A 24653-nucleotide genomic window follows, 5' to 3' on the forward strand; every position below is an offset into this window, starting at 1 on the left:
GTATGTTCGATAATGGATTGACGAGCGGTGTGGGGACATCCGTCGATGACGGCCGTCCTGTCGTTGATCCACTCGTGCTGCCGGACATGCTCTTTGCAACGGCGCAGAGTGAGAACATGCTTGCCGTGCAAAAGGTGCTCGGTGCATCCATGTTGTCGGAGTCGAGATTCAATGCCGAACTCGACGTGTCCGGTGATGTCGACAAGGCGTGGCGGATTGCGTGCAACGAGATCGCTGTGATGCTCACATGCTCACGTCGTACTGCCGAAGTCCACATCGAGATCGGTGACGCCCTACGGGAGTTCCTTCCGCTCACCAAGGCCGCCTTCGCTGCCGGCGAGCTGGACTATGCGCGTGTGCGCAAGATTGTCGACGGACTCACCGGTGCCGGCCCGGAGGCGATCGCGGCGCTCGAGCGTCGTGTACTTGCCTCCGCGCATCGCCTTCCGCCCGGGCAACTCGAGCGCGACATCGAACGTCAGCTTTTTGCCTACGATCCGGATGCGGCTGCCGAACGTCGCCGGAAGATGTTGGAGCACCGCGATGTTCGCACGCGTGCAGACCGTCACGGACTCGCCCAGTTGCAGGCAACACTCAGCGCGAACGAGGCCGTCGAAGCGCTTGGCCTGATCAACGAGGCCGCCGGAAGCGTCTGCAACCACGATCCACGAAATGCCTCGACGCGCCGGGCCGACGCGCTGGTTGCTCTCCTGCACGGTGAGAACGGGCTAACTTGCCAGTGTGGCAGTGAAACGTGCGAGGCTGCATCCACGGCAGCCCAATCAATTACGTCCTCACGTCGGAAGCCGTTGCTGCACATCGTGTGTGACCTGGCGACGCTCCTCGGATTGACGTCAGATCCCGCGAGCATCGACGGGTACGGACCGATCGATCCTGATTTTGCTCGCGAGCTTGCTGCTGATTCCACCTGGCAGGCTTTGTTTGTAGATTTCCGCGCCCAGGCCGCCGAGAATCGATCGCGTCGGCAACATGCTTCGACTGTCCTGCCGCTTGTCACCCGACGCGATCGCCTAAGTCGCGAACCGAAAGGCTGCGGAGATCGGATTCGGGCAATGCAACGGTTGGTCGCGCGTGTCCCGGACATAGTTCGAAGATTGGATGGGCATGGCGCTGAGCCCGATCCGCCTCCCGGCGCGCTGACCTATGCTCCGGGAGCGGCTCTGGCCGCGCTGGTGCGGGCCGTCGACGGTCACTGCCGGTTCCCTGGATGTTCGGTGCCCGCGAACAGGTGCCAACTCGACCACATCACCGAATTTGATCCTTCCGCTCCGAGACGTGGAGGGTGGACCATTGCTGGAAACCTCCAATGCCTGTGTCGTCATCACCATCAGGTGAAGACATACAGGTTGTGGACGCCGGTAATGCTGGAGGATCGTGCCATTCACTGGACCGACAACACCAGCGGGTTGACGGCTGTCACAGTTCCGGAGAGGATCTGACCTGTGCCGGAAGGACAATGCGCGGGAATCGTCGGCGGGGGAATCGGCGGACTGACGGCTGCCATCGCGCTCCGCCAAGCTGGCTGGGATGTCACCGTGTACGAGCGTGCGTCCGAGTTCACGGAGGTAGGTGCCGCCGTCGTGTTGTTTCCCAACGCGCTGGCAGCGTTGGACGAAATCGGTGTAGGCGAACAGGTCAGGGCGAATTCCCTTCCGTACAGCTCGGGCGCGATCAGGAATCTGCGCGGGCAAAATCTGGTGACGCGCAGAATTGGTGACCTCGCGGGCGGCCGCGATCTGGTGACAATCCACCGCGCCGATCTGATCGAGGTGTTGGTTCGCGCAATCCCCGCCGAGTGTCTACGCACCGGAACCAGGGTGACGGGTGTGGGCTGCGGAGATCATGGCCGCGGCGAGATAGTCACCGACGGTGGTACCGATCGATCTGACGTCGCTCGATACGACCTAGTCGTTGCCGCGGATGGTGTGCACAGTGTTGTGCGGCAGCAGATCTGGCCGGGCGAGGGGACAGTGGTGCATACCGGAGTGTCTGCCTGGCGCTGGATCATCGATGAGCCGCCGCCGGATTTTGTCGGGCAGGTGTGGGGGATTCGAGGAGAGTTCGGCATTCTCCCCTTGGCAGGTGATCGCACCTATGCCTTCGCAGGTGCTCAACGCGGCGTCGACAGTCTCGAGCATTTTGCTGACTGGCCCGAACCGGTGTCGCAACTGGTCGCGAACGCTGATCCGGCTCGCATCATCGAGAACGAGGTGCTCGAGATTCGGACCCCGAAGTTGTTGACACGCGGCAAAGTTGCGTTGATCGGTGATGCCGCTCATGCCATGCGCCCCCACCTCGGGCTAGGCGCGGCTTTGGCGATCGAGGACGCCGTTACTCTCGCCGCTTATGGGCACGACCTTGCAGGCTACACGAAGGCTCGGCGTCGTAGAGTTCTAGCTGTTCAATGGATTTCGCGGCACATGTCAACCGTCGTGATGCCGGCGAGTCGCCCGCTGGCGGCGGTGCGTGATGTTGCTGTGCGGTTGACTCCCGACATTCTTACCTTGTCGGTATTCGGTGTGATCAATCGCTGGCGGCCTCGGCCGATCGAGAGGCACTGACTTCGAAGATGGTTTCCAGACCGTCTTCTTCGTCCCACTGCTCACCGGCTTCGTGGAAACCGTTTTGGCTGAGCAGATTTCGCGACGCATGTCCCTGTCGTAGAAACGCCGGGTCGATGCGATATCCCATCTCGACCATCCCACGCGCTGTCGAGTGGGTTCCCAGTTATCTGCTTGCTCCGGTAGCACCACAAGCCCTGGCATTCTTCGCCGAGGAGATACGCGGATCAGTTGAAGTCCGCGTCCGTCGAGTGTTCAGGGTGTTTCGGTAATTGTCACAGGTCGGCGATCGGGGTCGACAGCGTTATATCCACACCGATGCTCCGAAGATTCCCGTCCAGAACTTGCCAGATGGAGCGTTCGAGGAATTCGGCCAATTCCGTGCTGGTCACGTCGGAACCTGGTTGGCTGAGCCAACGGTTGACGCTGACGTCGACCAAGCCGATCACGCCGAAAGCCAAGGGCTCCGCCATCTTCGACGGTTTGCCGCGGCTGGTGAGGATCGCGCCCAAGAGGTTTCCCAACTGGACGGCGATGGCCGTCTTGGTTCCGGTCACCACTTTCGAACCGGTGGCCCGCGTACTCGGCGAGCCCTTGCCTAAAAAGTGGTGCAGTCGTGGGTATTTCACAATCCAGCGAAGGTACGTGTCGACGGCCCGTGAGATGGCCTCGCCGACGGTGCCCTGTGGAGTCAGGGTAGGGGCCAGGTCGGTCATCATCATCTCGAGGATGCGGACTCGCAGCTGCTCGTCGAGGTCGGCTCGATCCTTGAAGATCCGGTAGACAACGGAACGGGGGACGTCGGCGCGCTCGGCGATCTGCTGGACGCCGACGTCGGCGCCACCTTCGTTGACTGCATCGAGTGCTGCGTCGAGGATCCGCGCTTTGCGCTGCTCCTTGTGATCGTTCCAGCGAGTGCTGCGCCCGTCGGGCTGCGCCGACTCGGCTGTTTTTGTCATAAATCGAACGATACTCACCCCGCCATTGACTGGACAAGATGTCTCACATACTTTGGTGGGACAGCGTGTCACACACAGATACCGTTCTCTTCAGGAGTGGCAATGAGTAACAGGGTTTTTGTCGTCGGCGTCGGCATGACGAAATTCGAGAAGCCGGGATCCCGCGAGTGGGACTACCCCGACATGGCACGCGAGTCGGGTACCAAGGCGCTCGAAGACGCAGGTATCGACTACTCCGAGGTCGAGCAGGCATACGTCGGCTACGTCTACGGTGAGTCCACTGCAGGTCAGCGCGCTGTCTACGAGCTCGGTCTGACTGGCATCCCCATCGTCAACGTCAACAACAACTGTTCGACGGGATCGACCGCGCTCTACCTCGCCACGCAGGCAGTCAAGAGTGGTCAGGCCGACTGCGCCTTGGCGCTGGGCTTCGAGAAGATGCAGTCCGGGTCCCTCGGATCCACCTACGACGACCGTGAACAGCCACTCATGCGGCACCTCCTCGCTCTCGCCGAGCTGCAGGAGTTCGCGATGCCGCCTGCTCCGTACATGTTCGGTGCTGCCGGCGTCGAGCACATGGAACGCTTCGGAACCACTGCAGAGCAGTTCGCGAAGATCGCCGTCAAGAACCACAAGCACTCACTGAACAACCCGTACGCCCAGTTCCAGGACGAGTACACCCTCGAGCAGATCCTCGAAGCACGCCAGATTCACGGGCCACTCACCAAGCTCCAGTGCTCGCCCACGTCCGACGGATCCGGCGCGGCGATCATCGCCAGCGAAGCATTCGTCGAGAAGCACGGGCTCGCTGCTCAGGCGATCGAGATCGTCGGGCAGGCCATGGTCACCGACATGAACAGCACCTTCGAGGACAAGAGCGCCATCAGCCTCGTCGGCGCGGACATGACTCGTAAGGCCGCTGAGAAGGTATACGCTCAGGCCGGGATCACCGCCGACGACGTCGACGTCATCGAACTCCACGACTGCTTCTCCACCAACGAGTTGCTGACCTACGAGGCACTCGGACTGTGCGCCGAAGGTGACGGCGGCAAGCTCGTCGACGCCGACGACACCACCTACGGCGGACGCTGGGTGGTCAACCCGTCCGGCGGCCTCATCTCCAAGGGCCACCCCCTCGGTGCAACCGGCCTCGCACAGTGCGCCGAACTCACCTGGCAGCTTCGCGGAACCGCCGACAAGCGTCAGGTCGACGGCGCAAAGGTCGCGCTCCAGCACAACATCGGACTCGGCGGCGCAGTTGTCGTGACCGCATACAAGCCCTACGCACGCTGAATCACACCCACAACCCGCTAGCTACCCACTAGGAGTTTCATCATGGCTTCCGTTTCCGTCTCTGCCGTACTGCCCGCGTCCCCCGAGAAGACCTGGGATGCGCTCTCCGACCTGTCTCGCTGGGAAGAGTGGCTCACCATTCACCAGGGCTGGAAGAGTGAACTCCCCACCGAAGTTGCGTTGGGCGCCAAGTTCACCGAGGTCGTCTCCGTGATGGGTATGGCAAACAAGATCGAGTGGACCGTCGAAGAGGTCGAGGTTCCGAAGATGGTCAAGATTGCCGGTACCGGAATGGCCGGCGTCACCGTCGAATTCGTTCTCTCGGTCGAGGCCGACGGTGCCGGTTCGAAGGCAACCGTCGACGCCAGCTTCAAGGGCACCATGATCGTCGGGCCGATCGGCAAGGCAGTTGCCAAGAACGCCAAGGCTGACCTCGAGGCCTCGCTGGCCAAGTTCGCCGAGCTGGTCGGGTAACGGCTCGATGACAACACCGAAGACCAACGCGGTCGAATTCGATACGTCCGGGCTGGACGTATGGACCGACCCGGAGCACTTCGAGGTGACAGCCGAGCGCATCGCTGAATACGCCGCTGCCACCAACGATCCCATCGAGCGACACCTGAAGGGCGAGATCGCTCCACCGGTCTTCGCGGTGGTACCCGTCTTCATGTCGATGGCACCGGCTGCCCTGTCGGTGGCACCGGTGGAACTGCTGATGAAGCTCGTTCACGGTGAGCAGGATTTCCTGTTCCACCGTCCGATCTTCCCCGGTGACCACCTTGTCGCTCGTGCCAAGCCCATCGGATTCGAGGGCCGGGACAACGGATCCACCGTAGTCATCTACATCGAAACCAAAACCGACAAGGGCGAATTGGTCAACGAGCAGTGGATGACGGCGTTCTTCCGCAAGGTCGACGCGGGCCCCGGCCTGGGTGAGAAGGCTCCAGAACACCGATTCGACGACGCTCTTCGCGCGGGTAGTCCGGCAGCGATTGTGAATCAGCACATCGACGAGGACCAGACGTTCCGGTACTCACCGGCATCCGGCGATCCGATGCCGATCCACCTCGACGAAGAGATCGCTCGAATGTCCGGGCTCCCCGGAATCATCAACCACGGACTGTGCACGATGGCGTTCACGTCGTGGGGAGCCCTGACCGAACTGGCCGGCGGCGAGACCGAGCGGTTGCGCCGTCTCGCAGTGCGATTCGCGAAGCCTGTGCTCCCGACCCAAGACATCGAGACGGTGTTCTACAAGTCGAGTTCGGCAGACGGAGCCACGTCGTACTCGTACGAAACCAGCGCGGTCGGCGATCTCGTCATCAAGGACGGCCTTGCTGTCATCTCCGACAAATGAGTCTTTATGTCCGACAACTGAACTGATGGGAATCTGAACTGATGGGAAGTCTCGACGGTCGCGTAGCGATCATCACCGGAGCAGGACGCGGCATCGGCCGTGAGCATGCGCTGCTCTTCGCTCGTGAGGGTGCGAGCGTCGTGGTCAACGATCTCGGCGGTGCAAACGACGGTTCCGGTGCAGATGCCGGCCCCGCGCAGCAGGTAGTCGACGAGATCGTCGCTGCAGGCGGCAAGGCCGTCGCCAACACCGACAACATCGCCACCTGGGACGGCGCCGAGGGCCTCGTCAAGCAGGCCGTCAGCGAGTTCGGCCGACTCGACGTACTGGTCAACAACGCCGGCATCCTTCGTGACGCGTTCATCGCGGGTATGGACGAGAGTCAGTGGGACTCAGTCATTGCTGTGCACCTCAAGGGGCACGCAGCGACGCTGCACCACGCCGCCGCGTACTGGAAGGACCAGAGCAAGGCAGGCGAGACCGTCAACGCTTCGGTCATCAACACCGCCTCGGCTTCGGGTACCTTCATGCCGAATGCGGGCCAGGGCAACTACGGCGCCGCCAAGGCGGGCATCGCAGCCCTGACTCTGGTGGCCGCTGACGAGCTCGATCGATACGGCGTGCGTGTCAACGCTATTGCGCCGATCGCGCGTACTCGGCTGACGCTGGCGACACCCGGTATGGGCGCGTTGTTCGCCGCCGAGGTCCCCGAGGGTGAATTCGACGCGTTTGCGCCGTCCAACATCTCCCCGTTGGTGGCCTATCTTGCGGCAGCGGATTGCAAGCTCACCGGCAAGGTGTACGCCGTTCAGGGTGGGGCCATCACGGAACTCGCCGGCTGGCACGGCGTCAACACCATCGAGAGCGAGGGTCCCTGGACCACCGCCGACCTCGCAGAACGTCTGTAAGCGCATGGCACGCAACGCATACGAACTCGGCCTCGGGCTGAACGAGGAGCACACCGCACTCGCAGATTCGGTGCGCTCCTTCGCCGAGCACACCATCACCACCGAGCAGGTGCGCTCGGCGGTGGAGTCGCGGACCGAGGACAAGTTCCCCGAGTTCTGGACGGCACTGGTCGGACAAGACCTTCTCGGACTCGCGGTTCCTGAAGAGCAGGGTGGTCACGGCGCCGGTCTGCTGACCTTGGCGGTGGCACTGGAAGCATTGGGCCGCACTGTCTCTCCCGGCCCGTTTGTTCCGACGGTATTGGCAAGCGCCGTTCTCGGCGCCGCTGATTCCAAGGCGGGACCTGAGTTCCTGCCCGGTCTGATCGACGGAAGTCGTACGGCAGCAGTCGCCTTGGGTGCGCCGTTGGCGGCCGAGTCATCGGACGGCGGGTACACGATCACGGGTGCACTCGACGGTGTGCTCGGTGGTGAACACGCCGACGTGCTGTTGGTCCCGATCCAGTTGCCCGAGGGTGTTCGCTATGCGGTGCTCGAGAGCAGCGCGGTCTCGATCACCGTGCAGGACAGCATCGACGTACTGCGCGGGAGTGCGCGTATCGAAGCTGCTGGAGCGCAGATCAGCGCCGAACGGGTACTCGACGGTCTCACCGAGGCGCGGGTACGGTCCATTGCCGCAGTCGTTCTCGGTGCCGAAGACGTCGGCGTCATGTCCTGGTGTGTTTCCACCGCGTCGGAGTACGCCAAGACCCGTGTGCAGTTCGGGCGACCGATCGGTCAGTTCCAGGGCGTCAAGCACAAGTGCGCGCAGATGGGCATTGCACTCGAGCAGGCACGCGCCGTTGTGTGGGATGCGGCAAGCGCATTGGACAAGGGCGACGACACGGCAGATTTTGCCGCCGACATCGCCGCAGTCATCGTGCCGGACGCCGCAGTGCAGGTAGCGCAGGACTGTGTGCAGGTCCACGGCGGCATCGGATTCACGTGGGAGCACGACGCCCACCTGTACTACCGCCGCGCGCTCTCGATCCGCGGCATTCTCGGTACTCGCGAGGACCGTGCCAACCGTGTTGCGCAGCAGGCACTCGACGGTGTCAGCCGGGCTTCCGTTCTCGAACTGCCGCCCGAGGCAGAGGAGATCCGCGGCGACATCGCGGCCGAGCTTGCCAAGTTGGTCGAGCTCGACGAGGACGACCAGCTGATCGCGCTCGGCGACGGCGGCTGGGTTCAGCCTCACCTGCCGAAGCCGTACGGGCGCAGCGCCGCTCCGCTAGAGCAGATCGTCATCTCCCAGGAGATCAAGGCTGCGGGTATCTCGATGCCGCAGCTCCTGATGGGAACTTGGGCCGTGCAGGCCGTCGTGGCGCATGGTTCGGACAAGCAGAAGCAGGAACTGGCAGTACCGACCCTGCAGGGTGAGCTGGTGTGGTGCCAGCTCTTCAGTGAGCCCGGTGCTGGTTCCGACCTCGCATCACTGTCGACGAAGGCCGAAAAGGTCGACGGCGGTTGGAAGATCACCGGTCAGAAGATCTGGACCACGGTCGCTCAGTTCTCCGACTGGGCAATGCTGATCGCCCGTACGGACGCCACCAAGCCGAAGCATCAGGGCATCACGTACTTCGTCCTGGACATGTCTACGCCGGGCATCACCGTCCGACCTCTGCGTGAGATGACGGGCTCGGCGCTGTTCAACGAGGTGTTCCTCGACGACGTGTTCATCCCCGACGAGAACGTGGTCGGCGAGGTCAACGACGGTTGGAACGTCGCACGTACGACGCTGGCGGGCGAGCGCGTCGCGCTGAGCCAGAAGATGGAGGCGTACGCCTCGGACTCTGATCTGCTGAAGTTCGCGAAGTCGGCGGACATGAGCCCGATCGGTCGCTACCGCGTCGGCGAGCTGGTGGCCGAGAGCCAGGCGATCGACCTCATCGGCTCTCGCGTTGTGCTCAAGCAACTTTCGGGCATCGACGTGAGCACAACGTCGAGCGTCGGCAAGCTGTTGGCGATGAAGATCAGCCAGTCGATCGCCGAGTTCGTCGTCGCCGAACTGGGTGCTGCCGGAGCGGTCAGTATCCCAGGTCAGCCCAGCGACAAGGCGATGGAGCAGCTCATTTCGGGACGTGCCACCACCATTTACGGCGGCACAACCGAGGTGCAGCTCAACGTGATCGGTGAGCGCATGCTCGGGTTGCCGCGCGACTGACAGTATTGACCGGGTGGGGCTCAGTCCTGGATTCTTCTCCAGGGCTGAGCCTCTTCCAGTTCGAAGGCCAATTCGAGGAGCGTGCGCTCGTCGCCGAGATCGGCGGAGAAATGCGAAGCCAACGGCAAACCGTTGCTGGTCTGATGCAGCGGTAGCGAAATCGCGGGGCCGCCGGAGATGTTGTTGAGCGGGGTGAACGACGTGTACGCGATCAACTTGTCGAAGAGTTCCTCGAAAGGCTGAGCGGGGGAGAGGTATCCGAGCTCGGGGGTGGTGTGCCCCAGAGCCGGCGAAAGCACGACGTCGTACTTCAAGAACATGGCGCTGTACTGCTGCTGGAGGCGTCGCAGGCGGTAGAGCACGCGCGGCGTCTTCACCAGGTTCTTCCGGTACAGCGAGTACAGGCCCTTGGTGAGGTTGTCGGTGCCGGACTTGTCGAAGTCGGGTCCGAGCATCTGTTTGCCACCGGTGGAGATGGCAAACGACAGGAATCCCCAGTAGATACTGAAATCTTCGATGAATTCCGGGCCGACGGGCAATGCCGCGTCTTCGACGTGATGGCCGAGGCCGGCAAGGAGTTCGGCCGTGGCTTCTACGGACTTGCGTGTCTCGTCGTCGGTCTTGGTGACTGTCACGGAATCGGTGATCACGCCGACGCGCAGGCGGGTTGAGCTGGGTCCTTCGATCAGGCGAACCGGTGCGAGTCGTGGATTGCGGTAGTAACTTTCGGCCGCTGACATCCATCGTGCAGTGTCGCGAACCGTGCGGGTGACGGCGCCCTGAGCGATCAACCGGATCGGCATCGACTTGTCGGCGGGGTCGGCGACAGTACGACCGCGAGTGGGTTTGAGTCCGACCAGGCCGCAGGCAGCGGCGGGAATGCGAATCGATCCACCGCCGTCGTTGGCGTGCGCGATCGGGAGTACGCCGGCAGCAACAAGCGCGGCCGCGCCTCCCGAGGAAGCGCCCGACGAGTACGCCGGATTCCACGGGTTGTGGACGGGTTCTTCCGTCATGTATTCGGTGGATGCACTGAACCCGAATTCGGGTAGTCGAGTCTTGCCGATCGAAATGGCCCCGGTGGAGAGGAACTGCTTCGCGAAATCGCTGTAAGCCTTGGCGGGGACTGCGGTGAAGGCGGTGCTGCCCTGCTGGGTGGGAAGGCCGGCGCTGTCGGTGTTGTCCTTGATCGCGGTCGGAACTCCGGCGAAGACGCCCGTCGCCGGCCGGTTGCTCCTGGCGAGGGCGCGATCGAAATCTGTGCAGGCCAGACCGTTCAATTGCCCCTGCACTGCCTCGGCGCGCGCGATCGACGCCTCCATGACTTCCCGCGCGGTCACCTCGCCCGATTCGATCCGGGCGGCGATGCCGGTGGCGTCGAGATCGCCCAGGGCGTCGTCGGTGAAGGCGTGGACGGGGGTGTTCGCGGTCATGGGGATCCTTGTCAGGCGGAGGCACTCAGGTCGTCCGTCCAGCATATTGGACGGACGACCCCTGAGTGGCGCTATCTGTGGATTGCGGTATCAGCTACCGAAAATCGTCACAGCCTGCTCGGCTGCTTGCGGCGCCTGCTGGAACACGCCCTGCGGAATGAACTGCTGGGGGATGAACTGCTGAGGGCCCAACTGCTGGAAGTTCGTGACCATCGGGTGAATGACGTTGTTGAATACATCGTTGAACATGTGTTGTGTCCTTCGGTTACAGCGTTTTTCGAACTTCTGACTCCACCGACACTAAGCACGGTTCTGGCGAGTTTCAACGAAAATCACTGATACACAGTCACGTTCAAGTTCATTGCCAGCTGGGGGCCAGGAATCGACGTTTGTTCACAGCTTCGACGCGGTGCCGTGCAGGTTCTTGGCCGTCGGGGATGTCTCGACGGATTTGGGGTCGGGATACGTGCCCAGTACGCGATCGGCCGTTCCCGCGGTGGTGACGGTGAACCAGTAGTGTTCGTTCTTGAAGTGATGGTTGCGATGGTTGCGCCAAACCGACCGGTAGAGAGCAGTTTTCGGCTTGTAGTCACTGTGGATGAGGAAGTGGGTCCACTCGTAGCCGAGGCCGAGGACGGAAATGCAGGTCAGGAACGTCAGGCCGAGTTCGACGCGGGGAAATGCCAGGAGGGCGATGGCCGTCAGGACAGGAATCACGATCAGGAGCGTCTGCCACGGAATGAAGATGAGTGAGACGGTTCGCGGGGCGAAATGGTGCTCCCGATGGCTGCGCGCCAGGCGTGAATCGAGGGTGACGCCGGCAATGGTCCGCGGCTTCCAATGTAGAACGAACACGTGAATAACCCACTCCACGAAGGGGAATGCGGCAAGCATCACGAGTGGAACCAGTGCGTCGGTGATCTGCCAGTCGCCCAGCGTGAAGCGCGCTGCCACGGCGACCACCAACATCGTGCCGATCATCCACGGCGTCGGTGACTTGCGGAACGTCCGTGCTGCGTCGGCCAGAGTGAGAGGCTTGCTCATGGTTTAAGTCCTTCCAGGAAGGTGAGAGCATCGCTGATTGCTGTCGTGCCGGCGTGAAGGAGCTGTGCGGCTGACGCCTCGGCGGTTGACTCGTCGTGTGAAGTGATGGCGGAGGCCAGTTTTCGATACATGTCGGTCTGGCCGACTTCGGCGACCATGACGGAGGCAAGTGCCGTCATGGCCGGCTCGTATGCAGCGCGAAGGCTGTTGAAGATCAAACGGAAGGCAATGGAATCCGCGCTGTCGACGACGACGTCCCAGAACGCCAGAGCGCGGTCTTGCAGCTCTACCGGATCTTCGGTGGCGCCTAGTTGATCCACGGCCGTGTCGAGTTCTCGGGCAGATTCTGCGGAGATGCGACGGGCGGCCAGCACCGCGATCTGCGGTCCCATCAACTCGCGAGTTTCCAGGACGCTGCGCACCACGGCCAGGTCGGGGACGCCGTCTCGAACCAGCAACTGGGAGAGAAGTTCAGGCCCGGCCTGGCGCCGGAAATCTCGCACGGACGTGGACTCGCCCTGGCGGACCTCGACGAGTCCGGCCTGGGCGAGCTTCTGAATTGCCTCGCGGACTGCGGGCCGCGAGACGCCGAATGCCTCGGCGAGCTTGCGCTCGCTGGGTAGCGCCTCACCCGCGGCCAACTCTCCGGCCAGCACTTTCACCGAAATCTGGTCGAACACTGCGCCGGAAGCGGAGGTACGTGCAACGGGTTGGAACATGTACCGACCGTAAACGCTAACTGGTGAGAGGTCAAGTGGTATGACCAGTTACGTCACTGCAGGTTGCGAGTGGTGTCCGCCAACTTGTTCAGGAAGTCCGTGTAGGTGAGTGCGAATCCGACTTTGTCGTCGTAGTCGAGCGGTGCGACATTGCCGGCGACCACGGCTGGAACACGATCCCACGCAGGGTTGCCCGGCCAGGAGTCGAGGTTCTGGGCGACGACGACATCGGCGTCGGCGAGCACATCCGCATTCTCCCAACCGAATTCAGCGCTGTAGCCGCCGATCGCGGCCGACTGGGCGGCGGTGATCGTGTCGTTGGACAAGATCGTGTAGCCGAGTGACGACGCTACGTCGACGGTCAGGTTGTTCGGGGTGTTGAACACGAAGAACTTGTCCTCGATCAGCGATACGAAGGCGATCGTCTTGGTCTGCGCGACGGAACCGACGTCGTCGCGGGCAGTGGCGAGAGCGTCTTCGTACCGCGCCTGTGCTGCCGAGGCGGCGTCGGTCTTGCCCAGTAGTGCCAGTTGCTCGCCCATGAATCCCATAGGCCCGCCGAGTGATTCGGTCTCCTTGTCGGGCGAGCTGCCGTCCTGGATCACCAGAACCGGTGCGATGTCCTCGAAAGTGAGGTTCTGCGACTTGTAGCTCTCGTACCAGCCGACGGAGATGAGGATCAGGTCCGGGTTGTAGCTCAGCACGTCCTCCTTACTGAGATTGCCGCCCAGATGCCCCGCATCGGCAGGGACCTTGGATGCGAGATGGCTCGACTCGTCGTAATCGAGGGCGACGATCGGGTAATCGGCGAGAAGTGCGAACTCGAGGGACGTCCGGGAGTCGATGACAACTACTCGCTGCGGGTCGGCAGGTATCTGGGCGGAGTACCCCGCGAAGCTGTAGGCGATGGTCTCGGCCGAAGGCGAGGGCTGGTCGTCGGACGAGCTGCACGAGGCGAGCGTGCCGATCAGGATCGCGCCGACCGCGAGCGCGATAGACCTGGCAAAAAGGCGGCGGTGGTGCATCTGTGGTGTTCTCCAACGTGTTCGGGAAACATGGTTTGCCTTGCCTAACAACGCTAACGTGTCACCCGTGCGGGTTTGGTGCCATTCTGATGCGGTTTCATGACAGGTGAGAACGAGCGGAAGTACGCGGCGGGGGTGTGGCCGATGACCTGCCTGAACAGATCGATGAACGTTCCAGGGTTGGCATACCCGAGGCCGCGGGCCACGGCGACGACGGGTTTGCCTGCGGCAATCTCGATCAATGCAACGCGGACGCGCACCAGAATTCGCCATTGAGTGAGCGTCGTGCCGGTGTCGGCCTGGAAGCGGCGCATCAAGGTTCGGCCACTCACGCCGATGGTGCGAGCCCAGTCGGAAGTGGTGCGGTCGTCCGCCGGATCGGCGATGATCTGCTGGGCAATCGAAAGCAGGTCAGGTGTTCTCGGCAACGGAATGTCGAGACTCGCGGCCTGAACGGGATGGATGAGGTCGATTGCCACCTGCTGTAGCCGTAGTCGCTTCGGGTCGGGCATGGCGTTGTTCTCGTTGTGTAACAACACCTCCCGAAGTGCACCGGTCATGGGTATGCCGACCACTGTCGTCCAGTCGGCCTCGACATGATCCGGATTCAGGTACGTCGCGAAGATGACGGCGCCGTGGTCGGAGCGAACTCGATGTGGCGTGCCCGCGGGTATCCAGATGCCGAGCATCGGCGGAACCATCCAGAGGTGTTCGGACGCTTCGAGTGTGACGGTCCCACCCGCCGACCACAGCAGTTCATGTTCGTGGTGAGTATGGAAATCCCAGACGCCCGTTGCCGTGCTCTTGAAACGGATCGTGCTGACGGACCACGGCTCCGCGACGATCCGATCCGGGGTGGACACCGGCTCGTTCCACATCGACGGTTCCAGGGTCGGCGCTCCCCACAACATGATGCCGGAGAAGTCCTGTCGCGATGGCGTCACGAACCAAGAACGTACCGGCTTCCGGCCGTCGGACGAGGGGGCGCGCGTATCCATGGCTCGAACGAAACAGTGGTTGGCCATGTCGCTTCACCGTAACCGTGCAGGTGAGGGTAATTTTAGGTAGCCCTAATTCGGATAACCGTCAGGAAACCCATGACACCTCTCCTGTTGCCGACGCCAGACACCGATGCACAATTCGCTCGCATCACTGCTGCCTTGACTCGTCGCGGCTTTCTCGGCGGAAGCGCCGCCGCACTGTCCATGCTCGAGCTTGCCGGATGTAGTACTGGGGACGTCGGTGACGGTGCGGACGGCGCAACTCGGACCGTGCAGACGCACTACGGGTCCGTGGACGTCCCCGTCGATCCACAGCGCATCGTCGCCGTCTCCTACAACACCCCGTGGCAGTTGCAAGCCGTCGGCGCCCAACCCGTGGCGACGCTCGACCACAGCGCGTACATCGACCAGTTCACCCCGACGCAGCAGAAGTTCATCGAAGGCTTGTCTACGGTGGGGGTTTTCCTCCAGGTCAACCGCGAAGCCGTCGTGGCTGCCGCGCCTGATCTCATCGTCGGCGATGTGTACGAGATTGACGAGGACATGTTCCGCGAGCTCTCGAAAATTGCTCCGACAGCGGTCTATTCGGGCACAAACCGGTCTGACTGGCGTTCGGTGTCGGAAGGCGCAGCGGACGCGGTCAACAAAGGCTCGGCATTGACGTCGAACCGTGAAAAATACACAGCGATGCAGGCGCGTATCCGCACCGATTACGCCGCGCAGCTCGCCGACCTGAACGTGACCCGCGGCGAGTTCATCCCGGATCTGCGCCCATCCACCGGGTTCGAAGCCTTCCCACTCGAACAACTCGAAATGCTGCGGGACGTCACCGTCGTCATCTACCCGAAGCAGCCGAACGGAACTGATTCTGCAGGAATGAAATCCGTCTTCGCCAGCCCGCTGTGGAACCGCATTCCCGCGGTCGCATCCGGGCGCTCGTTCGGAATCAGCACTCAGGTCACCGACTACGGCACGGCAATCAACTGGCTCAATGAACTCGAAACCGGCGCCTTGGAGGCACTTTCATGACATCACTTCTCTTGCCTACCGCTGATACCGATGCCGAGTTCGCTCGCATCACCGCAGCACTTACCCGACGCGGTTTCCTCGGGGCCGGTGCCTTGGCGGGGATCGGATTGCTCACGGCCTGTGGAACCAGCTCCAGTGAATCGGCCGAGGGCCCGATGCGCACCATCAACACGGCCCTGGGGCAGGTGGAGGTTCCCACCAACCCGCAGCGAGTGGTCAGCGCCGATTACTACACGGGCCCCGCGATGTTCGACGCCGGATTCACGCCCGTCGGACTGCCGGTCGACTACGAGAACGCCGACGGTGTCCCGGAACCGTATGCGTCTGCGCTGCGGTCCCTCCCGAAGGTGGGGCGTTGGTACGAGCCGAACGCCGAGGCGATTGCGGCTTTGTCTCCCGACTTGATCGTGATGACCAACCTGCTGTCGGAGAACAACCCGGATCTCTACGAGCAGATCCGGTCGATCGCCCCGACCGCGGTTTTTGCCGAAGACGGGCAGTACGCGTGGAAGGCGCGCGCCCTCGGAGTCGCGGACGCGCTCAACCAGAGCGCGAAGGTTCAGGAGTTGGCAGATCGTTACCAGGCGCGGATCGCCAAGTTCCGCAGCGACAACGCTGATGTGTTGAGCAAGGTGAAGGTCGTCTACACCACGTACTTCGAGGAAAGTGGCTTCTCGCTGTACTCGCCGACCAAGTATCAGACGACGGTCATCAGCGAAGCCGGGTTCCAGTTCAACGACCGCTCACTCGCAATCCCTGCCGGCAGCAACGAGTGGTTCCCGAAGGAGCAGTTGGAGCTGCTCGACGAGGCCGACGTCATCATCACCAACAGTGGCAAGGGCCCCATCAACGAGAAGTTGGCGAACGACACCATCTTCCAGCGTCTGCGCGCCGTCAAGAACGATCAGGTGTACTCGTTCGACTACGAGGGCGTCGCGTCGTTCGGTTGGGCCTTGACGTTCCTCGAGCAGTTCCAGCCGATTGCTGAGGAGATCAGAGCCAAGCTCTGATCTCCTCAGCGATCAAGAGGAAGCCGGCGTCACCACATCCAGCCTCGGTTGATGCTGGTCGGTGTATGCCCACGGGCGGATCTTCTCCAGTGCTTTGCCGATCCGGAACACGGTCGGTTCGTCGTACGTATGGCCGACCATCTGGACGCCCGTGGGAACGCCGTTGTGTGCGTGTCCACTGGGCACCGCTAGTACGGGACACCGATTGGCGACGTTGAACGGCAACGTGAGAAGTGCTTCGGCGGTGGTGTTCACGTGCTGGCCCGCAACTGTGAGGCCGTCGAGCAAAGACTCGCCTGCCGGGAAGGCGATGGTGCCCGAAGTCGGGCAGATCAGCGCATCGAATGGAGCCATCGCCTCGGCGAGCTCTCGTTGCATCTGGGTTTCTTTGCGAAGGCCGTCCAGAAATGACATTTCCGCAGCGCCCTTCGACGTGATCGCGACGTTGTCGAGCGTGTAGTCGGCAAGAAGATCACCGTGGGCGCGAGCAACTTCCGCGACGGATGCCCCCATGATCGTTCCGAAATGCACTTTCACCGCTGCCGCCATCGAATCGCGAGTCCACGGCAGTTCGATCTCCTCGACGATCGCTCCTGCGTCGACCAACGACTGCGCGAGCGCCCGTGTATTCGCCTCGATGTCAGGTTCGATGGGGAAGTCACCGAGCCGCAGGCACAGGGCAATGCGCATTCCCTCGACCGACGGGTACTCGTGCGGCAGCGTGATCGCCGGCCTCAGCGAAGAATGATCACGCGGGTCCGGCCCGATCAGAACGTTGGCCAACAGAATCGCGTCGTCGACAGTTCTGGCCATGGGACCGTCGCCGCGGTAGGAATCCATGGAGAGCGGGGCGACCCCGGGAATGCGTCCGTACGACGCTTTGAGGCCGACGGTGCCGGTGAAACCCGCCGGGCCTCGAGTCGACCCACCGATATCGGATGCTGTTGCCAGAGTGGTACTTCCGGCGGCCAGCGCGGCGCCCGCTCCTCCGGAGGAGCCGCCAGGGCTGTACTCGAGGTTCCAGGGATTACGAGTCACCCCCCACAGTGGAGAGTGGGTGAACGCCGCAACGCAGAACTCCGGCGTCGTCGTGCGGGCATGGATCAGGCCGCCTGCTGCCAGAACTCGATCGATCACCGGTGCGTTCTCGCGGGCGATGTTTCCGCGCGCCGCCAGCGAACCTTCGGTCAGAGACTTTCCGGCAATAGCGTGTTTTTCCTTGGCAGCTACCGGAATTCCCTCCAACGGTCGCGGGTCGGGTCCGTGGCCGAGATACCGCCTTTCGGTATCCCGAGCGCCTGCGAGGGCTTCGTCGAACATCTCGGAATCACGCGCTTCGCGCAAGGGCGCCCAGTGCGGCCGCGGTCATGGCCGTGACACCTTCGGGTAGGGCCGCGACGGGATCCGGGGCGAAGCGCGGTGAATGATTGGAGGGCGTGCCGGGTGGTATCCGTCCCTCGGCGAGCGCAGCGAGAGCAGTTTCGCTGAAACTCTGCAGCGCGGTCCCGCCGAAATGCCAGAATACGGAGGGGCATTGGGCAGCAGTGCCGAAGACTCCGAAGTCCTCGCTACCCGAAAGTGGTTGTGACAGAGTATGCATTCCCAAGCCGGCCTGTCGCAGGTCGGACATCACCGTGGACGTGGCGTCCGGAGTGTTGACCGTGGCCGGAAAGCCGTTGTACGCATGAACGTCCGGCGGTTCGGTGGCGCCTGCCCCGTCAGCTTCTGCGCGAGCGATCCGGCCTACAGATTCGAGCATGTGTTCTCTCGACGATGCACTGAAAGTTCGCAGACTGAGTAGTAGTTCGGCGTCGTCGGCAATGATGTTCGCAGCTGTGCCGGCGTGCAAGGCTCCCACCGTGAGCACAGGTGCTGTCGGGGTTGCCGCTTCATGAGCCACCAGACTTTGAATGCGCAGCGCGAAAGACGCTGCCATCAACAAAGGGTCGATGCATGCGTACGGTGATGACGCATGTCCACCACGGCCGTGAAAGACCACTCGAATCGTGTCGGATGCTGCCATCAAGATGTCGGGTCTGCTGACCAACATCCCAGCAGGAGTCGGGCCTACGTGTTGCCCCAGGCAAAGGCCCGGTCGGGGGAAGCGGTCGAAGATTCCGTCGTCGACCATCGCACGAGCGCCGGAGCCGGTCTCCTCAGCAGGTTGGAAGACCGCGACAACAGTGCCGGTGATCGCCGTCGGATCCGCGGAAAGTGCTGCGCACGTGGCAAGTAGCGCGGTTACGTGGACGTCGTGGCCACACGCATGCATGACTCCATCATTTTTGGAGGCGTAGGACAGACCGGTGTCTTCTGCCACCGGCAACGCGTCCATGTCAGCGCGTAGCAGGACCACCGGACCGCTGCTCCCTTCGAGAACGCCGACGACACCCGTACCGCCGACTCCGACCGTGACGTCCCAGCCGCCGATTCGCCGAAGTTCTTCGGCAACGATTGCAGCAGTGCGAGTTTCGTCGCCGGATAACTCGGGGTGTGCGTGCAGGTCCCGGTACAGATCGAACCAGTGCGGCTCGACGGTTCGCAACCGCGACGGGTCTCCGAATTCAAGATTCGAAAGCAGTTGGTTCATGGTCGATCTTCTTTCGGTTGGTGGCGTTCAGTTGGCGGTTTTCAGTTGCACCAGGTTCAGCATCTTTTCTCGGGTTTGTGGTGCTGCCATTACCGCGGCGATCGCCACGACGGGCCCGAGCGCGAGCGACACAAACGCCGCTGACCAGGAGAGATGGTCCACGATGAATCCGAACACAAGCGGTGCGACTATTCCGGCGACCATGCCGCCGAAAATGATCATCGACGAGGCGGCCCCGACCACCGAAGAAGGAAGAGCTCGCAGGGGCAGTGCAAAACACGGCATGAAAGCGAAAGAGGCAGCGGCAGATCCGAGGGTGACGAGAACGACGAACAAGGCCGTGTTGGAGACGAAAGGAATGGAAACGAGCATCACGATGCACGCGAGCATGGACGGCACCACGACGATACGGCTGTTGCCTGCCAGTCGATCCGAGATTCGGCCGCCGATGACGGTGGTCACGGCGGCCACCACGGTTGCCGGGATGAGAAGGAGGCTCGCACTCGAGAGGGCGATTCCACGTTCGTCATGGAGGTAGGACGGAACCCAGGACGACATCCCCCAGATCACGAAGTCGTAGCCGAAGAACATCAAGGCGAAGAGCCACATCGCGCGGGAGCGAAGTACGGTGCGCATGTTGTCCCAGGAGGAATCCGGACCGTGGTCGATCTCCGCCGGAAGTGCGGGAGGGAGCCACAACTTGATGCTGACGAGCGAGAGTACTCCGAGCGCAGCGACGGCCAGAAACATCCCACGCCAGCCGATCAACGGGAGAAGAGCTGCCGCAACAACAATGGCGAGAAGCGTGCCTACGGCATTGGAGCTGTTCATCCAGCCCGTGGCAGTGGCACGTTGCTCCGGGATGCTGCGCTCGGCGACGAGCTTTACTGCGGCTGCCGGAAACACGCCCTGCGCGAAACCGAAGAGAAAGCGAACAACGAGAAGCGTCCCGAACGACCACGCAAGCGCAGTGAGGCCGGTGAAGACACTCCACGCCACCAACCCGATGAGGGCCATCCGGACTGCGCCGTATCGATCGGCCAGCAGTCCACCAGGCAGTTGGGCCAGCGTGTAGGCGATGAAGAACGTGGAAATGATCAACCCACGCTGGGAGTAGTCGAGATCGAACTCCTCACCGAGCAGGGGGAGGGCGAGGTTGATCGCGAGCCGATCTATGTAGTCGATCGCGTAGGCGACGAACAGCAGCGCGACCGTGACTTTGGTGGAGCGAAGCACTGGGCCTCCAAGTGGTGAAACTGTGAAGTGATTCACACATCTTTGGCAAATTTGCAGTGATCGCCAGCCAGAATGCAGCAATCCGGCAATAATTGACTGATGAAGCCGGAATCCGACGCATTTGTCATTGCGGAATCTGATCTGGAGATCATCAATGCACTCCAACTCAACCCCCGCGCGTCGTGGACACAGTTGTCGTCGGTGCTCGACATGGATTCGACGACGATCGCCCGCCGGTGGCGTCGACTCGTCTCGAACGGTCATTCGTGGGTCAACGCGGTCGCAATCGGTCGAACCCACATATTCGGCTATCTCCTGATCAGGACCACTCAGGATGCGGTTGCCGACGTGGGGGAGCGGTTACGTGAGCTGGCCTGCGCTTATCTTTTGGCCAGGACGGAAGGTGAGTACGAGTACTTCGTCGGAGTTGTGGCCGCCGACCAGAAGAGTTTGGACGCCTTGGTGTGTGAGCACCTTGCTGCCGATCCTGGAATCTTGTCGATCAGAAGCCGGGTCGGGGTGAAGGTGTACCGAGACGGCTTCAGTTGGGAGCCGGGCGCTCTGGGGCAAGCAGGTCGCGCTCAGCTGGCAACCGCTGCGGCGCCGGCAGATCCGACAGTGTTCCGTGAGTCCGACGGTGCCCTGTTGGAGGCGCTCGGCCGTGACGGACGTGCCAGCTATGCGCGTCTCGCCGCGATTTGTGGAACGAACGAGACTGCGATTCGACGGCGCTTGGCCCAGCTGACTGCCTCGCAGCAATTGATCTTTCGCTGCGATGTCTCGCAACAGGCTGTCGGTTCACCGTTCGAAGTGATCTTCGATGTCGCTGTGGACGGTTCCACCGACGAACTCGGCCAACTCGTGTCGAGTTGGCCGGAGACCCGATTGTCGGTGGCGACTTCCGGAACAGCGAACATGTTGATCAGCGTGTGGCTGAGCAGCCTCGCGCAGAGTCTTGTCGTCGAGGATCGACTCCGCCGAATCGGTAGTGTGCGGATCCTCGATCGACGTGTCTCGCTGTACCCGATGAAGCGGTTCGGGCAGCTACTCGGACCGAGCGGAGTGGCAGAAGGTCATGTCCCGGTCGCGATTTGGGGCGCCGGCGACGTTATTCGTTGAGCGTCAGTCGATCGGCGTCCGATTGTCATCGACGAGGTGCGTAGCGGAGTCGGTCGCACGGGAGCGCTTCCAGATCATCCGAGCCAGTGCGCCCAGCACGGACACGGCCAGGACAACGCCACCGCCGATGATGCCGGCCGACGAGTCGGGGAAGATGCCCTCGAGCAGTAGCCAGACACCGAAGACGAAGAACAGCACCGCGGCGCCGATCTTGATGAATCCGTCCGGGAGGTGCTTGCCCAGTACCGAGCCGACGATGATGGCGAGAGCGTCGGCCGCCACCATGCCTACCGTCGACCCGATCCAGACGCCGATCCAGTCGTTGTCTGTCGCAAGGGTGATGGTGGCGAGCATGGTCTTGTCGCCGAGTTCTGCCAGGAAGAAGGCCGACGCGACGGCGATGAAGGCGGATCGCGTGACGCGACCGGCCTTGTTCTGCTCGTCGTCGGTGAGATCGTCACCGCGCAGGGTCCAGAGGCCGAAGATCAGGAACGCGATACCGCCGACGATGGAAATTGCCGCGGTGGGGAGTGCGACGCCCAGGTAGTGGCCGACGGCGACAGAGACGAGGTGAACAAGGGTGGTGGCGACGGTGATTCCGCCGAGAACGACCCACCAGCGATAGCGCAAGGCAAACGTCATTGCCATCAGTTGCGACTTGTCGCCGAGTTCTGCGACAAAGATGACGCCGAAACTCAAAAGTATTGCGGCAAGCAAGATTTACTCCTCCGGTCGGTGTAGGTCGGAGGAAAAATGCGAGCCTCCGGCCTGGGCAGGCGCAGCGGGTGCGCATGTCCGGCCGAAGGTCTCGCCCACCGAGGCCACAGGACCTTCGGTTCGCCAGGCCGGGTGCTTCGCGATCCGCACATGACGGGGCGCGTCGAACCAGTATGTCGACACAGGCGATTGGGGGCTACTCCCCTTCGTTGCTACCCACGTTAGCGCGGTCGAAACGAATTGGCAAAGCGCACAGCAAGTTTGGGAGTCCGAACTTATCGCTTACCGGGGCCGTCACGAGGCGAGGAGCATGGCCAAAACAGCGGTGTCGGGATCGCTGATCGGATCGATGCCGACACGGCTGATCATGGAGACGACTGTGCCGTCCGGCTCTGCCTCGACCCAAGCCGCACGATGCTCCAAACCCAAGTAGGGAAGGCCGGGCAGTAGTACGCACCCCGACGCGCTGCCCTCGCATTCCGGCAGGCTGGACGTGGTTTCCGACGGCGGGTGCAGCATGATCAGGGCTGGTGGCTGGTGATCGGAGAAACGACCGGGTGTCAGGGCGAAATCGCCCAGCACTGGACCTTCGGCAACCACCAGACCGACAGTGCCCGGCTGCGGATCCTCGGGAACGTCCTCACGAACCCCGAAGACCGTCGTCGTCGGCAACAAACCCGGCATCGAGGCCACTCGGACAGCCAGGGCGAGAAGCTGCGCCCACTCCTGGGTGGTGTCCGGCCAACGCCCGGAGATGACGAACCCCTGCAAAGACCCGGCGGCTTGGAACGGAGAAATGCCTATAGCTTCGTTTCTGTTCATTTCTGTTCCTCCCTCGGTGCTGGGGCAAATCTCGGGCAGACGCACATGCGTCGGTCCGGCACACCTCGTTGGGTAATCGAAATATGCACCCATTCGGTACTGGCACACAAGACGGGGAGAGTGCCAGCCAGGTTTGCGCTGGTGAGGGCGGTGGTATGCGCAGGCATGACTCTGTCGAAGAACCGTTCTCGGCTGGAAGACCTGGCAACGCAGGCGTGGATCTTCGGATATCCACTGTTGATTGCGGCGGTATCGCGTGACGTCATGACGGCGGTGCCGACCCCGGTGGCGATGAAAGCCCCGCTCAACCAGTTCGCTTATGCGCGTACAACGCCCGACGCGACCTTCACCGATGTCGTCTCACCCAACGCGGACACTCTCTACTCGTCGGGGTGGCTGGACGTGTCGACGGAACCACAGGTGCTCTCATTGCCGGACTTCGGTACGCGGTACTGGCTGGTCCCCATCCTCGACGCGTGGAGCGACGTCTTCACGGTGCCGGGATCTCGGACGGTGGGGCGCACCGGGGGGCCGTATCTGGTGGCCGGGCCGAATTGGAAAGGCAACGTACCCAAAGGTTTGACGCTGCTGCGTTCTCCGACGGCAATGAATTGGATAGTCGCGCGTTATGCGACGTCGGGGGGAACGGACCTGGCTGAAGTGCACACCCTGCAGGACCGGACGCGACTGACACCACTGTCGGAGTGGACGGGTGACCCGCAGGACTACACGCCCGGTGAAGTTCCGGTGAACGCTGCCGTCGACACCCGGACGCCGCCGGTGGACCAGGTGGCCGCCATGGACGGCGAGGCCTTCTTCACCACCCTCGACGCACTTCTCGACGACAATCCTCCCCGCCCGGAGGATACCGAGATGATGAAACAGCTGTCCGACATCGGAATCGGCTCCTCGTTGCCCTGGAAGTCGCGTCCGCAAGAGGTGCGTGATGCCCTCGACCGAGCTGCGCGGACCGGAATGGACGTGCTGAGCGAGATCGCCAAAGAGGCCGAGGGTAGTCCGAAGAACGGCTGGACGATGCACCGCGGCTTGGGGCATTACGGAACTCATTACGCTCAGCGGGCTTTGATCGTCTGGCTCGGTTTCGGGGCGAACCTTGACGCCGATGCCGTGTACCCGCACGCCACCACGGATGTCGACGGGAAGCCGCTGACCGGGGCGAAGAAGTACGTTCTGCACTTCGAGAAGGACGAGCTACCGCCGGTCGAAGGCTTCTGGTCGCTCACGATGATGAACGAGCGGCAGTTCTTCGTGGACAACCCGATCGACCGATACGCGATCGGCGATCGAAGCGATCTGGCGTTTGCCGCCGACGGTTCCCTCGACATCTATCTCCAGCACGAATCCCCTGGTGGTGAGAAGGAGCGGAACTGGCTGCCGGCTCCGTCCGGAGACTTCAACGTTTTTCTGCGCCTGTACTGGCCGAAGGCTGCGGTGCTTTCGGGATCGTGGACCGCGCCCGGTATTCGGGAAGCAAGTATTCGGGAAGCAAGCTGAAGGTCCCCTCGCTCCGCGCCCGTAGAGCACAACTCGGTATCAGCCGCGCGTTTCGATGGGCGGAAAGGCCACGATAGCCATACGATCTGTC

Annotated in this window: 23 protein-coding genes; 11 read left to right on the forward strand and 12 right to left on the reverse strand. The window is 62.4% G+C overall.

Going from position 1 to position 24653, the window contains the following annotated elements:
• The first annotated feature begins 2 nt into the window (after positions 1-2).
• A complete protein-coding gene (locus tag ACSW29_RS02315) occupies positions 3-1460 on the forward strand; it encodes a DUF222 domain-containing protein (protein ID WP_448276310.1) in 1458 nt (485 codons plus the stop codon).
• A gap of 3 nt (positions 1461-1463) precedes the next feature.
• Positions 1464-2582, forward strand: coding sequence for an FAD-dependent monooxygenase (locus ACSW29_RS02320; protein ID WP_448276312.1), 1119 nt, complete (start codon positions 1464-1466; stop codon positions 2580-2582).
• Positions 2583-2857: 275 nt separating this feature from the next.
• Here ACSW29_RS02320 and ACSW29_RS02325 read toward each other — a convergent pair whose 3' ends face one another.
• A complete protein-coding gene (locus ACSW29_RS02325) occupies positions 2858-3541 on the reverse strand; it encodes a TetR/AcrR family transcriptional regulator (RefSeq protein WP_230816082.1) in 684 nt (227 codons plus the stop codon).
• A 102-nt stretch (positions 3542-3643) separates the two neighbouring features.
• Between ACSW29_RS02325 and ACSW29_RS02330 the strand changes: the two genes are divergently transcribed.
• The 5 genes from ACSW29_RS02330 to ACSW29_RS02350 are packed head-to-tail and all read left to right on the forward strand — an operon-like array spanning position 3644 to position 9302.
• Positions 3644-4834, forward strand: a complete 1191-nt coding sequence (locus tag ACSW29_RS02330; RefSeq protein ID WP_230816081.1) for a lipid-transfer protein — start codon at positions 3644-3646, stop codon at positions 4832-4834.
• A 42-nt stretch (positions 4835-4876) separates the two neighbouring features.
• Entirely contained in the window at positions 4877-5308 is a 432-nt protein-coding gene (locus tag ACSW29_RS02335; RefSeq protein ID WP_003944139.1) for a type II toxin-antitoxin system Rv0910 family toxin, read from the forward strand.
• Positions 5309-5315: 7 nt separating this feature from the next.
• On the forward strand, positions 5316-6191 hold the full coding sequence (locus tag ACSW29_RS02340; RefSeq protein WP_448276315.1) for a MaoC/PaaZ C-terminal domain-containing protein: 876 nt from the start codon (positions 5316-5318) through the stop codon (positions 6189-6191).
• A gap of 41 nt (positions 6192-6232) precedes the next feature.
• Positions 6233-7099: an SDR family oxidoreductase gene (locus ACSW29_RS02345; RefSeq protein ID WP_347875688.1), complete on the forward strand. Its 867-nt coding sequence runs from the start codon at positions 6233-6235 to the stop codon at positions 7097-7099.
• A gap of 4 nt (positions 7100-7103) precedes the next feature.
• Positions 7104-9302, forward strand: coding sequence for an acyl-CoA dehydrogenase (locus tag ACSW29_RS02350; RefSeq protein WP_448276318.1), 2199 nt, complete (start codon positions 7104-7106; stop codon positions 9300-9302).
• A 20-nt stretch (positions 9303-9322) separates the two neighbouring features.
• On the opposite strand, the gene ACSW29_RS02355 is transcribed toward ACSW29_RS02350, so the two are convergent.
• From ACSW29_RS02355 to ACSW29_RS02380, 6 genes are all read right to left on the reverse strand, one after another.
• A complete protein-coding gene (locus ACSW29_RS02355) occupies positions 9323-10735 on the reverse strand; it encodes an amidase (RefSeq protein ID WP_448276320.1) in 1413 nt (470 codons plus the stop codon).
• A 90-nt stretch (positions 10736-10825) separates the two neighbouring features.
• Positions 10826-10984, reverse strand: coding sequence for a hypothetical protein (locus tag ACSW29_RS02360; protein WP_003944172.1), 159 nt, complete (start codon positions 10982-10984; stop codon positions 10826-10828).
• Positions 10985-11128: 144 nt separating this feature from the next.
• Complete coding sequence (locus tag ACSW29_RS02365; protein ID WP_448276323.1) at positions 11129-11779, reverse strand: sterol desaturase family protein; 651 nt, start codon at positions 11777-11779, stop codon at positions 11129-11131.
• Positions 11776-12498, reverse strand: a complete 723-nt coding sequence (locus ACSW29_RS02370) for a FadR/GntR family transcriptional regulator (protein WP_448276325.1) — start codon at positions 12496-12498, stop codon at positions 11776-11778. The genes ACSW29_RS02365 and ACSW29_RS02370 overlap by 4 nt, the downstream gene beginning before the upstream one ends.
• Before the next feature lie 53 nt (positions 12499-12551).
• Positions 12552-13523, reverse strand: coding sequence for an ABC transporter substrate-binding protein (locus ACSW29_RS02375; RefSeq protein ID WP_448276326.1), 972 nt, complete (start codon positions 13521-13523; stop codon positions 12552-12554).
• A 53-nt stretch (positions 13524-13576) separates the two neighbouring features.
• Positions 13577-14467, reverse strand: coding sequence for a helix-turn-helix domain-containing protein (locus ACSW29_RS02380; RefSeq protein WP_347875694.1), 891 nt, complete (start codon positions 14465-14467; stop codon positions 13577-13579).
• A gap of 153 nt (positions 14468-14620) precedes the next feature.
• Between ACSW29_RS02380 and ACSW29_RS02385 the strand changes: the two genes are divergently transcribed.
• Positions 14621-15553 (forward strand): ABC transporter substrate-binding protein, encoded by a 933-nt coding sequence (locus ACSW29_RS02385; RefSeq protein ID WP_448276329.1) that lies wholly within the window; start codon positions 14621-14623, stop codon positions 15551-15553.
• Positions 15550-16563 carry an ABC transporter substrate-binding protein gene (locus tag ACSW29_RS02390; RefSeq protein ID WP_448276331.1) on the forward strand — a complete coding sequence of 338 codons (1014 nt, stop codon included), beginning with the start codon at positions 15550-15552 and terminating at the stop codon, positions 16561-16563. The genes ACSW29_RS02385 and ACSW29_RS02390 overlap by 4 nt, the downstream gene beginning before the upstream one ends.
• A gap of 12 nt (positions 16564-16575) precedes the next feature.
• On the opposite strand, the gene ACSW29_RS02395 is transcribed toward ACSW29_RS02390, so the two are convergent.
• From ACSW29_RS02395 to ACSW29_RS02405, 3 genes are read right to left on the reverse strand one after another with little or no spacing between them, the layout of a single operon-like run.
• Positions 16576-17907 (reverse strand): amidase, encoded by a 1332-nt coding sequence (locus tag ACSW29_RS02395; RefSeq protein WP_448276333.1) that lies wholly within the window; start codon positions 17905-17907, stop codon positions 16576-16578.
• Entirely contained in the window at positions 17891-19153 is a 1263-nt protein-coding gene (locus tag ACSW29_RS02400) for an amidohydrolase (protein ID WP_448276334.1), read from the reverse strand. Before ACSW29_RS02400 ends, ACSW29_RS02395 begins: the two co-directional genes overlap by 17 nt.
• Before the next feature lie 27 nt (positions 19154-19180).
• Positions 19181-20389 carry an MFS transporter gene (locus ACSW29_RS02405; RefSeq protein ID WP_448276335.1) on the reverse strand — a complete coding sequence of 403 codons (1209 nt, stop codon included), beginning with the start codon at positions 20387-20389 and terminating at the stop codon, positions 19181-19183.
• Positions 20390-20488: 99 nt separating this feature from the next.
• Between ACSW29_RS02405 and ACSW29_RS02410 the strand changes: the two genes are divergently transcribed.
• Entirely contained in the window at positions 20489-21508 is a 1020-nt protein-coding gene (locus tag ACSW29_RS02410; RefSeq protein ID WP_448276337.1) for an Lrp/AsnC family transcriptional regulator, read from the forward strand.
• Between the two features lie 3 nt (positions 21509-21511).
• Here ACSW29_RS02410 and ACSW29_RS02415 read toward each other — a convergent pair whose 3' ends face one another.
• Both ACSW29_RS02415 and ACSW29_RS02420 read right to left on the reverse strand, forming a co-directional pair.
• Entirely contained in the window at positions 21512-22225 is a 714-nt protein-coding gene (locus ACSW29_RS02415) for a TMEM165/GDT1 family protein (RefSeq protein ID WP_058227350.1), read from the reverse strand.
• Between the two features lie 294 nt (positions 22226-22519).
• Entirely contained in the window at positions 22520-23047 is a 528-nt protein-coding gene (locus ACSW29_RS02420) for a peptidase (protein WP_230816072.1), read from the reverse strand.
• 165 nt (positions 23048-23212) lie between these two features.
• On the opposite strand from ACSW29_RS02420, the gene ACSW29_RS02425 reads away from it, so the two are divergent.
• A complete protein-coding gene (locus tag ACSW29_RS02425) occupies positions 23213-24562 on the forward strand; it encodes a DUF1254 domain-containing protein (RefSeq protein ID WP_448276338.1) in 1350 nt (449 codons plus the stop codon).
• Positions 24563-24653: the final 91 nt, after the last annotated feature.

Source organism: Rhodococcus sp. GB-02, from assembly GCF_053470465.1.

Excerpts from the sequence above, each read along its gene's own strand:
- ACSW29_RS02420 (WP_230816072.1), bottom strand. The coding sequence starts at position 23,047 with ATGAACAGAAACGAAGCTATAGGCATTTCTCCGTTCCAAGCCGCCGGG.
- ACSW29_RS02335 (WP_003944139.1), top strand. The coding sequence starts at position 4,877 with ATGGCTTCCGTTTCCGTCTCTGCCGTACTGCCCGCGTCCCCCGAGAAG.
- ACSW29_RS02315 (WP_448276310.1), top strand. The coding sequence starts at position 3 with ATGTTCGATAATGGATTGACGAGCGGTGTGGGGACATCCGTCGATGAC.
- ACSW29_RS02360 (WP_003944172.1), bottom strand. The coding sequence starts at position 10,984 with ATGTTCAACGATGTATTCAACAACGTCATTCACCCGATGGTCACGAAC.
- ACSW29_RS02400 (WP_448276334.1), bottom strand. The coding sequence starts at position 19,153 with ATGAACCAACTGCTTTCGAATCTTGAATTCGGAGACCCGTCGCGGTTG.
- ACSW29_RS02365 (WP_448276323.1), bottom strand. The coding sequence starts at position 11,779 with ATGAGCAAGCCTCTCACTCTGGCCGACGCAGCACGGACGTTCCGCAAG.
- ACSW29_RS02350 (WP_448276318.1), top strand. The coding sequence starts at position 7,104 with ATGGCACGCAACGCATACGAACTCGGCCTCGGGCTGAACGAGGAGCAC.
- ACSW29_RS02340 (WP_448276315.1), top strand. The coding sequence starts at position 5,316 with ATGACAACACCGAAGACCAACGCGGTCGAATTCGATACGTCCGGGCTG.
- ACSW29_RS02425 (WP_448276338.1), top strand. The coding sequence starts at position 23,213 with ATGACTCTGTCGAAGAACCGTTCTCGGCTGGAAGACCTGGCAACGCAG.
- ACSW29_RS02375 (WP_448276326.1), bottom strand. The coding sequence starts at position 13,523 with ATGCACCACCGCCGCCTTTTTGCCAGGTCTATCGCGCTCGCGGTCGGC.
- ACSW29_RS02325 (WP_230816082.1), bottom strand. The coding sequence starts at position 3,541 with ATGACAAAAACAGCCGAGTCGGCGCAGCCCGACGGGCGCAGCACTCGC.
- ACSW29_RS02355 (WP_448276320.1), bottom strand. The coding sequence starts at position 10,735 with ATGACCGCGAACACCCCCGTCCACGCCTTCACCGACGACGCCCTGGGC.
- ACSW29_RS02410 (WP_448276337.1), top strand. The coding sequence starts at position 20,489 with ATGAAGCCGGAATCCGACGCATTTGTCATTGCGGAATCTGATCTGGAG.
- ACSW29_RS02345 (WP_347875688.1), top strand. The coding sequence starts at position 6,233 with ATGGGAAGTCTCGACGGTCGCGTAGCGATCATCACCGGAGCAGGACGC.
- ACSW29_RS02385 (WP_448276329.1), top strand. The coding sequence starts at position 14,621 with ATGACACCTCTCCTGTTGCCGACGCCAGACACCGATGCACAATTCGCT.
- ACSW29_RS02370 (WP_448276325.1), bottom strand. The coding sequence starts at position 12,498 with ATGTTCCAACCCGTTGCACGTACCTCCGCTTCCGGCGCAGTGTTCGAC.
- ACSW29_RS02330 (WP_230816081.1), top strand. The coding sequence starts at position 3,644 with ATGAGTAACAGGGTTTTTGTCGTCGGCGTCGGCATGACGAAATTCGAG.
- ACSW29_RS02390 (WP_448276331.1), top strand. The coding sequence starts at position 15,550 with ATGACATCACTTCTCTTGCCTACCGCTGATACCGATGCCGAGTTCGCT.